A 13,176-nucleotide genomic window follows, 5' to 3' on the forward strand; every position below is an offset into this window, starting at 1 on the left:
AGAATAATTATTTCGCACAGGCGCATAAAAATGGTGGATCACACTAAGGCGCGGGATTTTACGGAGTGTAACGAAAGCATGCAATGACGTGGGGCAGAAATTCAAAAAAAGTAACAAAAAAGGCGGCATTGCGCCGCCTTTCGTAAACGATTTTGTTACTTGTACAGATCGGCGCTGATGGTCACGTTGTTACCACGTTCCTGCCACTGGCGGGTGATATGGTAATACTTCGCCCCTTTCTTCGCCGCACGCTTCGCGACCTGATAGGAGACTTCCGTCATATTGCCGTAGTTGCCGGTAAACTTGATGCTGTCGAACGGCACCATCTGCGCAGCAGTGGCTTTGTTCAGCTCTTCAATTTTGGTGCCGTCTGGCAGAGTAACGGAATAGCGGCCGCCTTTCGTGGATTGCGTTTCAAAGAAACGGCCCACTTCAGCGCTTGGTGCAGCAGAGGTTGCTACGCCAGGAATTTCCACTTTCTTCGCTTCTTCGCCGCCTTTCGCTATCGCTGCGCGACCGGCTTCTGAATCAGCCGGAATGGCATCCGGGCTCTGCAGAACACGTTTCTTCGCATCTTTTTTATAGATGAACGCGGTAATACGCTGGTTGCCACCCTGGTTAGCATCGACCTGACGCACGATGTAGAAAGCGTATGCATCTTTCTCTTTCGCGGCTTTGGTGATGGCATCGTTCACTTCAGGCTGGCTGCGATAGAAGCCCTGAACGGTGACGGTGTCGTAAGGTTCCAGCTCAATCGCCTGATCTTTCGGCAGCTCAACCACGCCGTTGATCACGCGGTTTTTCGGTGCGTCAGCTTTTGGCGCATTGTCTTTGAACAGCGCAATGGTCACGCGCTGGTTACCGCTGTTGCCGTAATCAGACTGGTCCACAACGTAAAACGAGGCCGCCCCGTTTTTATCAGCGGCTTTTGATGCAGCGGCGACGGCATCGCCAATAGAATTATAACGACCCACAATGACCGTATGGTCAAAAGGTTTTAACGCTGCCGCTTGCTCCGGCGTTAACTCTGTTGCGGCATTCGCAGACAGGGCGGTCGCGGAAAGAAGTGCGGACGCCAGGAGTGTGTTCTTAAGCTTCATAAAAATAATCCTTCGCCTTGCGCAAACCATGTACTGGTATTGTTGTTAATTTGAGACGGTCCCGATTATTGCATTTAAAACCCGTCGCTGTCTGCGCCATTTTTCACAGCCTGTGCTCACTCAATCACCGAATTCGATAACATTTAGTGATATGTTGAAAAAACAGGCGTTTGACAAGTAAAACTGATAAAGCATATGACTTTTACAAGTTAATTTAATGTTAATAACTTGTTCTCTCATGGCGCTATATCATGTTTTTACCGCTTCGTTTGCGCGATTTATCGGTTCCGGCGATGAATTTAAGGTAAATATCACTGTCAGTGACGCCGATCGCTTATTTTTCACAGATAAAGTAAGAAATAGTGTTTTCTGGCGGTAGATCGCGGGCGCTATTTTCAGTAGGTTATAGACAGTTTGTTACTGTTTTATTTTCCGGGGTTAATCATATCTCGTCGCTCGCGCGACGGTGAAAATTGATACAAATCGCGGGCATTTATCGATAAACCATCATCAAAAACCGATGGAAGGGAAAACTATGCGTATTGGGGTACCAAAAGAACGGTTAGCCAATGAAACCCGCGTAGCGGCAACACCGAAAACGGTGGAGCAACTGCTAAAACTGGGTTTTACCGTCGCGGTTGAAAGCGGCGCGGGCAAGCTGGCGAGTTTCGATGACGAGGCCTTTATCCAGGCTGGCGCGGAAGTGGTGGACGGTGCTGACGTCTGGCAGTCGCCGGTTATTCTGAAGGTAAACGCACCGGAAGAGAGTGAGATTGCGCTGCTGAATCCGGGGACGACGCTGGTGAGCTTTATCTGGCCTGCGCAAAATCCTGAGCTGATGGAGAAGCTGGCGGCCCGCGGCGTGACAGTGATGGCGATGGATTCCGTGCCGCGTATTTCGCGCGCGCAGTCGCTGGATGCCTTGAGCTCCATGGCAAACATTGCTGGCTATCGCGCCATTGTGGAAGCTGCCCACGAGTTTGGTCGCTTCTTTACCGGTCAAATCACGGCTGCGGGTAAAGTTCCTCCGGCAAAAGTGATGGTGATTGGTGCGGGCGTGGCGGGTCTTGCCGCAATCGGTGCGGCAAACAGCCTGGGCGCTATCGTGCGCGCGTTTGACACCCGTCCGGAAGTGAAGGAACAGGTCCAGAGTATGGGCGCCGAATTCCTTGAGCTGGACTTTAAGGAAGAAGCAGGCAGCGGTGACGGTTACGCGAAGGTGATGTCCGAAGCGTTCATCAAAGCCGAAATGGCACTCTTCGCCGCCCAGGCAAAAGAGGTTGACATTATTGTTACCACCGCGCTGATTCCGGGTAAACCTGCGCCGAAGCTGATCACCCGTGAGATGGTTGATTCCATGCAGCCGGGCAGCGTGATCGTCGACCTGGCCGCGCAAAACGGCGGGAACTGCGAATATACCGTGCCGAATCAGGTTACCACGACCGCTAACGGCGTGAAGGTGATCGGTTATACCGACCTGCCGGGCCGCCTGCCTACGCAGTCTTCTCAGCTGTACGGTACTAACCTCGTCAACCTGCTGAAGCTGCTTTGCAAAGAGAAAGACGGCAATATCACCGTTGATTTTGACGATGTAGTGGTGCGCGGCGTCACCGTGGTCCGTGAAGGTGAAATCACCTGGCCTGCGCCACCGATTCAGGTTTCTGCCCAGCCTCAGGCTGCTCCAAAAGCGACGCCAGAGCCTAAAGAACCCGCCAAACCGGCTTCCCCGTGGCGCAAATACGCGATCATGGCGCTGGTGATTATTCTGTTCGGCTGGCTGGCTGACGTCGCGCCGAAAGAGTTCCTCGGCCACTTTACCGTCTTCGCGCTCTCCTGCGTCGTAGGCTACTACGTGGTGTGGAACGTCTCCCATGCGCTGCATACGCCGCTGATGTCGGTAACCAACGCCATCTCCGGGATCATCGTCGTGGGGGCGTTACTGCAGATTGGTCACGGCGGCTGGATCAGCTTCCTGAGCTTTATCGCGGTGCTGATCGCCAGTATCAATATTTTCGGTGGTTTCACCGTGACTCAGCGCATGCTGAAAATGTTTCGTAAAGGCTAAGGGGTAGCATATGTCTGGAGGATTAGTGACAGCTGCATACATTGTTGCTGCAATCCTGTTTATTTTCAGTCTGGCGGGGCTTTCCAAACACGAAACGTCTCAGCAGGGAAATAACTTTGGTATCGCCGGGATGGCGATCGCGCTAATTGCCACCATCTTCGGGCCGGACACCGGCAACGTGGCGTGGATCCTGGTGGCGATGATCATCGGTGGCGCGATTGGTATTCGCCTGGCAAAACGCGTTGAAATGACCGAGATGCCGGAGCTGGTGGCCATTCTGCACAGCTTCGTGGGTCTGGCCGCGGTGCTGGTGGGCTTCAACAGCTACCTGTACCACACGCCGGGTCTGGAACCGATTCTGGTGAACATTCACCTGACGGAAGTGTTCCTCGGTATCTTCATCGGTGCGGTCACCTTCACCGGTTCCATTGTTGCGTTCGGCAAACTGCGCGGGAAGATCTCCTCTAAACCGCTGATGCTGCCAAACCGTCATAAGCTTAACCTGGCGGCGCTGGTGGTTTCGTTTGTGCTGCTGGTGGTCTTCGTACGTACCGAAAGCGTGGGCCTGCAGGTACTGGCGTTGCTGGTAATGACCATCATTGCGCTGGCGTTTGGCTGGCACCTGGTGGCGTCCATCGGTGGCGCGGATATGCCAGTGGTCGTCTCAATGCTGAACTCCTATTCCGGCTGGGCGGCGGCGGCGGCGGGCTTTATGCTGAGCAATGACCTGCTGATCGTCACCGGTGCGCTGGTGGGTTCTTCGGGTGCGATTCTGTCTTACATCATGTGTAAGGCGATGAACCGTTCGTTCATCAGCGTAATCGCCGGTGGCTTCGGTACCGACGGGGCTTCTTCCAGCGCGGATGAAGAAGTGGGTGAGCACCGTGAAATTTCTGCGGAAGATACCGCAGACATGCTGAAAAACTCGCACACGGTCATTATCACCCCGGGCTACGGCATGGCGGTGGCGCAGGCGCAGTATCCGGTCGCAGAGATCACAGAGAAGCTGCGCGCGCGCGGGATCAAGGTTCGCTTTGGTATTCACCCGGTGGCAGGGCGTCTGCCTGGCCACATGAACGTGCTGCTGGCGGAAGCGAAAGTGCCGTACGACATCGTGCTCGAAATGGATGAAATCAACGATGATTTCTCTGATACCGACACGGTCCTGGTCATTGGCGCCAACGATACCGTTAACCCTGCTGCACAGGACGATCCGGGTAGCCCAATCGCCGGGATGCCGGTTCTGGAAGTGTGGAAGGCGCAGAACGTGATTGTCTTTAAACGCTCCATGAATACCGGCTATGCCGGGGTACAGAACCCGCTGTTCTTCAAGGAGAACACCCACATGCTGTTTGGCGATGCCAAAGCCAGCGTGGATGCGATTCTGAAATCACTCTGACAGGGTAAAGCCCGGTGGCGCAAGCTTACCGGGTTTACCAAACCCGTAGGCCGGGTAAGGCGAAGCCGCCACCCGGCAAAAAAAACCGCCGGATCCCCGACGGTTTTTTTTTCATCTTACTGGTTAATCGTCTTCCGGATCGTCCAGCTCAACCGGTGTCTGGTAATCATCCGGCTTGATAACCAGCAGGTCGCAGCGCAGATGGTCGATCACCTGTTCAGCGGTATTGCCGAGGAACGCGGCAGAAATACCGGTCCGGCCTATGGTACCCAGCACCACAATCCCGGCCTGCAGATGTTCGGCTAAATCCGGGATGACCTCTTCAGGCAGCCCTTTTTCTACGTGGGTCATTTTCTCATCAATACTGAATTTCTGACGCAGCGCTTTCATGGCCAGCAGGTGCTGACCGCGGATCGCATCGTTGTACACGCTCGGGTCAAATTCAGGCAGCTCAATGGCGATATTGATCGGGGTGACCGGGTAGGCGCCAACCAGATGCACCTCGGTGTGATTGACCTGGTCAGCAAGCTGGATTGTCTCTTTCACCAGCTTTTCGTTCAGCGAATTGTGATAATCCTCTTCGCTGGCGAGATTGACCGCCACGACGGCTTTCCCGCCTTCAGGCCACGGCTGGTCTTTCACCATCCAGACCGGGCAGGGGCATTTACGCAGCAGATGCCAGTCGGTCGGGGTGAAGATCACGGATTCCAGCTTGTCGTGCTGGTGCGCCATCTTCAGCAGCAGGTCGTGCCCACCGGCAACGATTTCCTGGATGATGGCTTCGAAAGGTCTGTTGTGCCAGACCACTTTGATATCAATGGGTACGCCCGCTTCCAGGTAATATTTAGCCTGTTCACGGATCCACGCGGTACGCTGGCTGATGACGCCCTGACGCATAGCGGTGCGCTCGTCAGGCGACAGAAGGGTGGTCATCTCATACGAGAAGTCATAGATCGGCAAAAACGCTTTGATTTTGCCACCAATCCGTTGATGCAAATACACAGCACGTCGTAATGCCGGCTGATCGTCCTGATTAGGATCGATAGCTACCAGCATGTTTTGATACTTGGCCATACAGGTCTCCTTACTACTGTCACCACAGTCTGTAATTAAAAGAGTAACCTATATATCCTGAATGAAACAGAGGGGAGTTTTTGCGAGATCAATAATTCATGAAAAATTATCAGAGGAACAGCACCGTCGCGGTGACCGCGATAAACGCAATAAACAGCAGCACCATCACCGCTATCGCAAAGGTTGTGGAATCCTGAACGTAGGTTTTTTCCTCCCCCTTCATTGGGCCAACAAGCATGATCCAGATGAAGATAAAGGTCACTGAGGCAATCACGACTGAAACGAAAAACAAACTTTCTCTCAATTCATAACCTCAACGAGAACCTTTCGGGTGCTGTGCGGGGACGTGCTGCGGTGAAAATGTCGAATAACGAAGGTGTATATATGCCAGACCAATAAATCATGAAAATTTATCGGTCTGACAGGACACCGTTGGGGCGTTATGCCACGTTGCGGGCATGCCCGGCAAGAACGGCCAGCGCTTCACCGTTTTCGATTGTGATGTATTTACCCTTAACGGCCAGCATTCCGCTTTTCTGGAAACGACCCAGCAGACGGCTGATGGTTTCCACGGTCAGGCCCAGGTAGTTACCGATATCGCCACGCGTCATGGTCAGACGAAACTCACGCGGCGAGAAACCACGCTCGGCGAAGCGGCGGGAGAGGTTGTAGATAAACGCAGCCAGGCGCTCTTCTGCATTCTTTTTGGAAAGCAGCAGAATCATGTCCTGATCGCCTTTGATCTCACCGCTCATCAGACGCATCATCTGCTGACGCAGGTTAGGCATCTTGCCGGACAGATCGTCCAGGGTTTCAAACGGGATTTCGCAAACCATCGAGGTTTCGAGTGCCTGAGCAAAGCTTGGGTGGTGGCCCGTGCCGATAGCATCAAAGCCCACCAGGTCACCCGCCAGATGGAAGCCGGTGATCTGTTCGTCGCCCTGTTCGGTGATGGTATAGCTCTTGATGGTGCCAGAGCGGATAGCATAGAGCGATTTCAGTTCGTCTCCCGCTTTAAACAGCGTCTGCCCTTTCTGAATAGGCTTTTTGCGCTCGATGATATTATCAAGCTGATCGAGTTCATGCTCATTCAGGGTAAACGGGATACAGAGCTGGCTGATGCTGCAATCCTGGCAATGGATAGCACAACCGCCAGACTGAATGCGTCGTATAATTCGCTTTTCCGGGATCATAGGTTTGCTCAAGCCTTAATTGATATTGGTCAATTTTAACATCTTTTTGGTAAGTACGTAAGCCTGACAAACCCTCAATAAGGACAAGAGACGGCAACGTGTCGCCATCTTCTTGAAATTCCACAGCTTGATTATGGATTTTTAGCCTAACCGGAAGAAAATTAAGCACAAAAAGCCTGGGATCTAGAGCAAGAGATACCCTTCGTGACGCAGTAACCACTCTTTTCGCTGTACCCCACCGGCATAGCCGGTCAGGGTGCCGTTGCGGCCAATTACGCGATGGCAGGGCACCACGATGCTGACCGGGTTAGAGCCGTTCGCGGCACCCACTGCGCGTGCAGCGCCTGAGCGACCTAACTGCTCTGCGAGCTGCCCATAATGCATGACCTGTCCGCAGGGAATGGCCCGCAGCGCCTGCCACACTTCGCGCTGAAAAGGCGTGCCTGCCGTGGCGGTGGGCAGGGTGTCAATGATGCTGAGATCGCCCTCGAAGTACGCCGCCAGCTTGTCGCTCAGTCCGCCCGGGTTGGTGGCGCGGATGCGTTCATACCCCTGGGAGCGGTAGTGAATAGCGAGCAGTTCTTCCATGCGGTCGCTGTGCTCTTCCCACTCAACGGCGCGCAGGCAAAACTGCTCGTCGGCGATCACCCACAGCGGCCCAAGCGGCGTCGCAATCTTATCTTCGAGTAATCTCAGCATCCTCATTCCTTTAGTTCAGCCTTGGGTAGATCCCCGGCCCAATCGGCAGGCCGACAAGATACCATGCGACCAGCATCACCAGCCATACCCCTAAAAAGATAAGCGGGTACGGTAAAACCAGCGAATAGTAGGTACCCAGTTTGGCTTCCGGTTTATAGCGCTGCAGGAAGCCTAAGAACAGCGGAACAAATGGCGAAACCGGCGCCAGCGGAATGACTGAGGAGTCCGCGATGCGGAACAGGATCTGCGCGAAAGCCGGGTGGAAGCCCAGCATCATAAACATCGGCACGAAGATCGGGGCCAGAATCGACCAGATGGCGGAGCCGCTGGCGATAAACATGCACAGCAGGGATGACAGCAGCGCCAGGCCGACAAACGCGGGCACGCCGCTTAGCCCGGCCGCCTCCAGCGCGTCGGTCAGGCCAACGGCCATAAACTTGCCCATGTTGCTCCAGTTAAACATGGCCACAAACTGCGCCAGCGGGAACACCATCACGATAAAACCCGCCATCTCCTTCATCGGCTCGATCATCAGCTGCGGCAGATCGCCCTGGCGGCGGATTTTGCCGGTGGCGATACCGTAGGCGAGCGAGACGACAAAGAAGAAAAGAATAATCAGCGGCACAATGCCCTGGATAAACGGCGAGGGCAGGACGGTATGTTTTACCGGATCGCGCAATATCCCGTTTTCCGGCACCACCATCAGCGCCACCAGCGCGATAAAGGCCAGCGAAACGACGCCGGCCACGCGCAGGCCGAAGCGCTGCTCTTTGCTCAGGGTTTCCAGCTTTTCATCGCTACGGCCTTCCCATTTACCCAGCCGCGGCTCGATGATCTTATCGGTAATCAGCCCGCCAACAATCGTCAGGACAATCACCGAGCTGGCCATAAAGTACCAGTTGTCGATCACGCTGACGTGCATGGCCGCATCGATGGTTTTCGCCGCCTCCGTGCTGATGCCGGACAGCAGCACGTCGGTGGTGACAATCAGCAGGTTAGCGGTGAATCCACAGCCCACGCCGGCAATCGCTGACAGCAGGCCCGCCACGGGGTGACGCCCGACGGCGAGGAAGATCAGCGCCCCCATCGGCGGCATGATCACCAGCGCGGCGTCGGAGGAGATATGGCTGAAGAAGGCGATAAACAGCACCATGTAGCTCGCGTAGCGCGCGCTGACGTGGGAAGCCATTTTCACCATCAGGGCCGGTAACAGGCCCACGCGCTCGGCAAGCCCGGCCCCCAGCACCAGCGCCAGAATGGCGCCCAGCGGGGCGAAACCGCTGAAGTTTTTAATCACATTGGGTAAAAACCAGTGCAGCCCCTCAATGCTCAGCAGGTTTTTCACCGCCACCAGGCTGCCGTCGGCCGGACTGCGCACGCTAACGTCAAAGGCGGAGAGCGCGGCGGTGGCGACCATCAAAATCACAATCAGATAGATAAAAAGCAGGAAAGGGTGCGGCACTTTATTGCCGATCCTCTCAACCCAGCCATAGAGCTTACCGGATGGGGAATGCGAAGGTATGGATGACATACTCATGGGCGTTCCTCGGGAGTGTTGTGTTGTTGTGTTGTGTTTTTTTATTTTAAAGGTGACGGTGTCACGCCCTGAGGGATCGGACACGCGTACGGTTTTTCTTGTAATTGCTGTTCGAACTCTTCACGGCATTTTTTCAGCAGCGCTGCGTCCTGCAGCAGATTGAGCGCGGTCGCACCCATCACTTTTCCGGCCAGCAGCATCCCTTTGTGGGCAATGGAGGTACGCCCCTGCGCCACCAGCTGCCAGGTGTGCAGCGGCGTGCCGACGGTAAAACAGGGGCTGAAGCACTGGGCGACCGGCATTTTCCAGCTGACGTCACCAACGTCCGTGGAGCCCGCCAGCACGTTGTCGGTGATGGCATAGGGGGCGACTTCATCCACCAGCAGCGTCTGCTGATGACGACGCGCAAAGGCTTTTCCGGCTTCACCCCCCGTTGCGGCAATATTCTTGAGGCTGTTTTGCAGATCGTCTGGCGTCAGCGTGGCGCGGATCTCGCGGGCAAAGTCGCGTTCTTCCTCCGTCCAGGCCGGCGTGCCGTAGTGCTGCAGGGCGCGATACATCGCCGCCTCAAGCGTGCGGTTCGGCAGGTAGCTGGAGCAGGCTTTGTCAAAGCGGCACTCGACGGTGGTTTCGGTCATCATCGCCGCGCCCTGGGCGATTTTCTCGATACGTTCGTAGATTTGCTGCGCATCGGCCATCTCGGGGGCGCGGATCAGGTACAGCACCTCGGCCTGCGCCTGCACCACGTTGGGCGAAATCCCGCCGGTATCGGTAATGGCGTAATGGACGCGCGCTTTCTCGATGATGTGTTCGTTGAGGAAGTTAGTGCCGGTGGTCATCAGCGTTACGGCATCCAGCGCGCTGCGCCCCAGATGGGGAGAGTTGGCCGCATGCGCCGCCACGCCGTGAAAGCGCCACGCGGCCTGAATATTCGCCAGCGTGCTGACGTTAAACATCCCGGCGAAAGCTTCCGGATGCCAGGTGACGGCGGCGTCGACGTCGTCAAACAGGCCTTCGCGTACCATAAAGGTTTTCCCGGAGCCGCCTTCTTCGCCGGGGCAGCCGTAAAAACGCACCGTCCCGCTGCCGCCGTGCTGCTCCAGCCAGCTTTTCACCGCCACTGCCCCCGCAAGTGCCGCGGTGCCTAAGAGGTTATGCCCACAGCCGTGGCCGTTTGCCCCCGGCGTGGCGGATTGCGCGGTCGCACAGTGCGCCTGCTGGCTTAACCCTGCCAGCGCATCGTATTCGCCGAGCAGGGCGATAACCGGTTTCCCGCTGCCGAAGCTGGCGATAAAGGCGTTTGGAATGCCGCCGGCCTCTCGTGTCAGCGTGAAGCCTTCGGCCTCCAGCGCGCTGGCGAGCCGCGCGGCTGACCAGAACTCTTCAAAGCGGGTTTCAGGATGATCCCAGATCTCGTCGGCAATGTCGGTTAACGTGCGACATCGCGTGTCGATCGCATCGGCAATAAAAGCGTAGTTGTCCTGCATTACACACCTCGCGTCCACGGGAAATTGAGCGCAGTCCGCGCCAGCGTTTCGATAGCGATAGTCATGACCTGCTCATCGAAGTCGAATTTTTCGTTGTGATGTCCGGCGCTCAAATCCGTGCCAAACACCATATAGGAGGCCATGCCGCCGTTCTGCTGCACGCGGGCCATCATCAGCGTGGCGTCTTCGGAGCCTGCTGGCGCCTTCACCTTATCGATGGCGTGAACAACCCCGGAAACCTGGCTCGCCTGTTCGCGCAGATAATCCACCCACGCCGGCGTCGGCGAGCTGGCGGTTGCGGCGCCCATCAGGCGCATCTCTGCCTTAACGCCGTAGAGTGCGGCCGCGCCGTTAATAACCGCCTGCGCGCGTTCGAAGACATACTGATTAATCGCTTCGCTTTCGCCGCGGGTTTCAACCTTCATCAGGGCATTGGCGGGCACCACGTTGCGTCCGCTGCCCGCCTGCAGCACGCCAACGTTCACCCGGGATGCGCCTTCGCTGTGCGGGGCGATGCTGTGCAAGGCGATGGCGGCCTGCGCGGCGGCGAGCAGGGCGTTACGTCCGTCCTCCGGTTTACCGCCCGCGTGTGCGGCCACGCCGGTAAAGCTCACGTCGAACTTGGTGGTCGCCATAAAGTTATCGCTGCCGCACACCGTCGTCCCGGCAGGCACGCCGGTACCAATATGGATGGCCGTGAAATAGTCCACGTCGTCCAGCGCCCCGGCGGCAACCATGGCGCGCGCGCCGCGCGTGCCTTCTTCTGCAGGCTGGAAGATCAGCTTGAGGGTACCGCTGAGCTGCGCTTCATGCTGCTTTAGCACCTGCGCCAGACCCAGCCCAATTGTGGTGTGCCCGTCGTGCGCGCAGGCGTGCATCATTCCCGGATTGCAGGAGGCAAACCCGTCGCGGAACGGGCGATGGCTCTCATCGCGCGCTTCGCTTAAATCAAGGGCATCCATGTCCACGCGAAACGCCAGGGTGGGGCCAGGGCGGCCGGTATTAAGGGTCGCCACAATGCCGGTAAACCCGCCTTCAAACGGCGTCAGCCATTTCTCAGGTGCGCCTTGCGCGCGGGCGCGGGCAAACTCGCGCGCCAGGGTGGCGTCATCGGGCAGTCCCATCCGGCTTTCGGCATCCACGACGTCGCGGCCCATCGCCAGTTCATAACCCAGCGAGTCCAGGATTTCCGCGACTTTCGCCGCGGTACGAAACTCTACCCAGCCGGATTCCGCAAAATGGTGAAAATCGCGACGCCATGCGCTCAGCTGCGGCGTTAAGGTCTGGATGTACTGCGCCAGTGTATTCATATCTCTTCCCGTCATCATTAAAATATGTGAACTGCTTCACGCTGTGATAGTTTTTACTTATCACTAACCGATTTTTCACAGTTTTAACCGTTCAGGAATTACCCTCGCACATCCCTTTCCATTAAAGTAGATGACAGTTTCTTTACTCTGATAAACAACGGTTATCGGTCGGGCTATGTCATTTCAGATTAAATTTCATCAAATCCGGGCGTTTGTTGAAGTCGCGCGTCAGGGCAGCATTCGCGGTGCCAGCAGGACGCTGAATCTTTCGCAGCCGGCGCTGACCAAATCCATCAAAGAGCTGGAGGAGGGCATGGCGGCGCAGCTTTTCGTGCGCAGGAGTAAGGGCGTCGCGCTGACCGAATGCGGTGAGGGCTTTTACCAGCGCGCAAGGTTGATTCTGGAAGAGCTGCGCGCGGCGCAGGATGATATCCGTCAGCGGCAGGGCGAGCTGGCCGGGCAGATCAATATCGGGATGGGGGCCAGCGTTTCACGCAGCCTGATGCCCGCCGTGATCACCCGCTTTCACGCGCAACATCCGCAGGTCAAGGTGAGGATTATGGAAGGGCAGCTGGTGTCGATGATCAATGAATTACGCCAGGGTGAGCTGGACTTCACCATCAACACCTATTATCAGGGGCCTTACGACCACGAATTTACGTTTGAAAAGCTCTTCGAAAAGCCGTTTGCGGTATTTTGCCGGGAAGGGCATCCGGCGACGGGGGCAACCTCTATTAATGAGCTGCTGCATTATAACTGGACAATGCCAACGCCGCGGGGAAGTTATTATAAGCAGCTGGAAGAGGTATTTAATCATCGCTCGCAAATACCGCGAATCGGCGTTGTCTGCGAAACATTCTCCTCCTGTATTAGCCTCGTCGCGCAAAGCGATTTTTTAAGCATACTGCCGCAGGAGCTTGGCTGCGACCCGCTGCTGGCGCACCGCCTGGTCATGCTCCCGGTGGTCGAATCGCTTCCAAAAGCGGCATATTATTTAATTCAGCGCCGTGATTCACGTCAGACGCCTCTTGCTGAATCTTTAATTACGCAATTCAGAAGGGAAGCGAGAAAAATAGTCGCAGCGTGAAAATGAGAACATAAAAAAACAGGATCTGCCCGACATCAGACAGATCCTCCAGTACACACAGCAGTGCGTCCTTTCGCCAATCCTGAGTATTATTTCCATGAAGCAGGTTTATTTAGGTATAACACCTTTCCCGAAAAAGGGAAGGGGGTGGACTATTTGATTTTACGAAAATTTAACACAAATCACTTATTGTACCTTTGCTGAAATTTTAGTTAAGTCATGTTT

Annotated in this window: 11 protein-coding genes; 3 read left to right on the forward strand and 8 right to left on the reverse strand. The window is 55.8% G+C overall.

Annotation, left to right across the window (positions count from 1 at the left end; all coding sequences use genetic code 11):
- Positions 1 to 155: 155 nt before the first annotated feature.
- A complete protein-coding gene (ydgH, locus tag AC3WOK_RS03595; RefSeq protein ID WP_047348760.1) occupies positions 156 to 1,100 on the reverse strand; it encodes a DUF1471 family protein YdgH in 945 nt (314 codons plus the stop codon).
- 535 nt (positions 1,101 to 1,635) lie between these two features.
- On the opposite strand from ydgH, the gene pntA reads away from it, so the two are divergent.
- Positions 1,636 to 3,165, forward strand: coding sequence for a Re/Si-specific NAD(P)(+) transhydrogenase subunit alpha (gene pntA / locus AC3WOK_RS03600; protein WP_059312358.1), 1,530 nt, complete (start codon positions 1,636 to 1,638; stop codon positions 3,163 to 3,165).
- 10 nt (positions 3,166 to 3,175) lie between these two features.
- On the forward strand, positions 3,176 to 4,564 hold the full coding sequence (gene pntB / locus AC3WOK_RS03605) for a Re/Si-specific NAD(P)(+) transhydrogenase subunit beta (protein WP_059312357.1): 1,389 nt from the start codon (positions 3,176 to 3,178) through the stop codon (positions 4,562 to 4,564).
- Between the two features lie 123 nt (positions 4,565 to 4,687).
- Here the strand turns inward: pntB and uspE are convergent, their stop codons facing one another.
- The 7 genes from uspE to AC3WOK_RS03640 all read right to left on the reverse strand — a co-directional run bounded on the left by uspE (position 4,688) and on the right by AC3WOK_RS03640 (position 11,864).
- Positions 4,688 to 5,638, reverse strand: coding sequence for a universal stress protein UspE (gene uspE / locus AC3WOK_RS03610; RefSeq protein ID WP_047348757.1), 951 nt, complete (start codon positions 5,636 to 5,638; stop codon positions 4,688 to 4,690).
- A 109-nt stretch (positions 5,639 to 5,747) separates the two neighbouring features.
- Positions 5,748 to 5,930, reverse strand: a complete 183-nt coding sequence (locus AC3WOK_RS03615; RefSeq protein ID WP_235836410.1) for a hypothetical protein — start codon at positions 5,928 to 5,930, stop codon at positions 5,748 to 5,750.
- 148 nt (positions 5,931 to 6,078) lie between these two features.
- Entirely contained in the window at positions 6,079 to 6,831 is a 753-nt protein-coding gene (gene fnr / locus AC3WOK_RS03620; RefSeq protein WP_006174991.1) for a fumarate/nitrate reduction transcriptional regulator Fnr, read from the reverse strand.
- Between the two features lie 183 nt (positions 6,832 to 7,014).
- Complete coding sequence (ogt, locus tag AC3WOK_RS03625) at positions 7,015 to 7,530, reverse strand: methylated-DNA--[protein]-cysteine S-methyltransferase (RefSeq protein WP_492353960.1); 516 nt, start codon at positions 7,528 to 7,530, stop codon at positions 7,015 to 7,017.
- A 10-nt stretch (positions 7,531 to 7,540) separates the two neighbouring features.
- Positions 7,541 to 9,067 (reverse strand): p-aminobenzoyl-glutamate transporter, encoded by a 1,527-nt coding sequence (gene abgT, locus AC3WOK_RS03630; RefSeq protein WP_492353961.1) that lies wholly within the window; start codon positions 9,065 to 9,067, stop codon positions 7,541 to 7,543.
- Positions 9,068 to 9,108: 41 nt separating this feature from the next.
- Positions 9,109 to 10,554 (reverse strand): M20 family metallopeptidase, encoded by a 1,446-nt coding sequence (locus AC3WOK_RS03635; protein ID WP_447855522.1) that lies wholly within the window; start codon positions 10,552 to 10,554, stop codon positions 9,109 to 9,111.
- The gene (locus AC3WOK_RS03640; protein WP_492353962.1) at positions 10,554 to 11,864 is read right to left on the reverse strand and encodes a M20 family metallo-hydrolase; all 1,311 of its coding nucleotides are present in this window, start codon (positions 11,862 to 11,864) and stop codon (positions 10,554 to 10,556) included. The genes AC3WOK_RS03635 and AC3WOK_RS03640 overlap by 1 nt, the downstream gene beginning before the upstream one ends.
- 175 nt (positions 11,865 to 12,039) lie before the next feature.
- Between AC3WOK_RS03640 and AC3WOK_RS03645 the strand changes: the two genes are divergently transcribed.
- Positions 12,040 to 12,951, forward strand: a complete 912-nt coding sequence (locus AC3WOK_RS03645; protein WP_063432008.1) for a LysR family transcriptional regulator — start codon at positions 12,040 to 12,042, stop codon at positions 12,949 to 12,951.
- The last annotated feature ends 225 nt before the right edge of the window (positions 12,952 to 13,176 follow it).

Source organism: Enterobacter sp. FW301-JW81 (assembly GCF_058788735.1).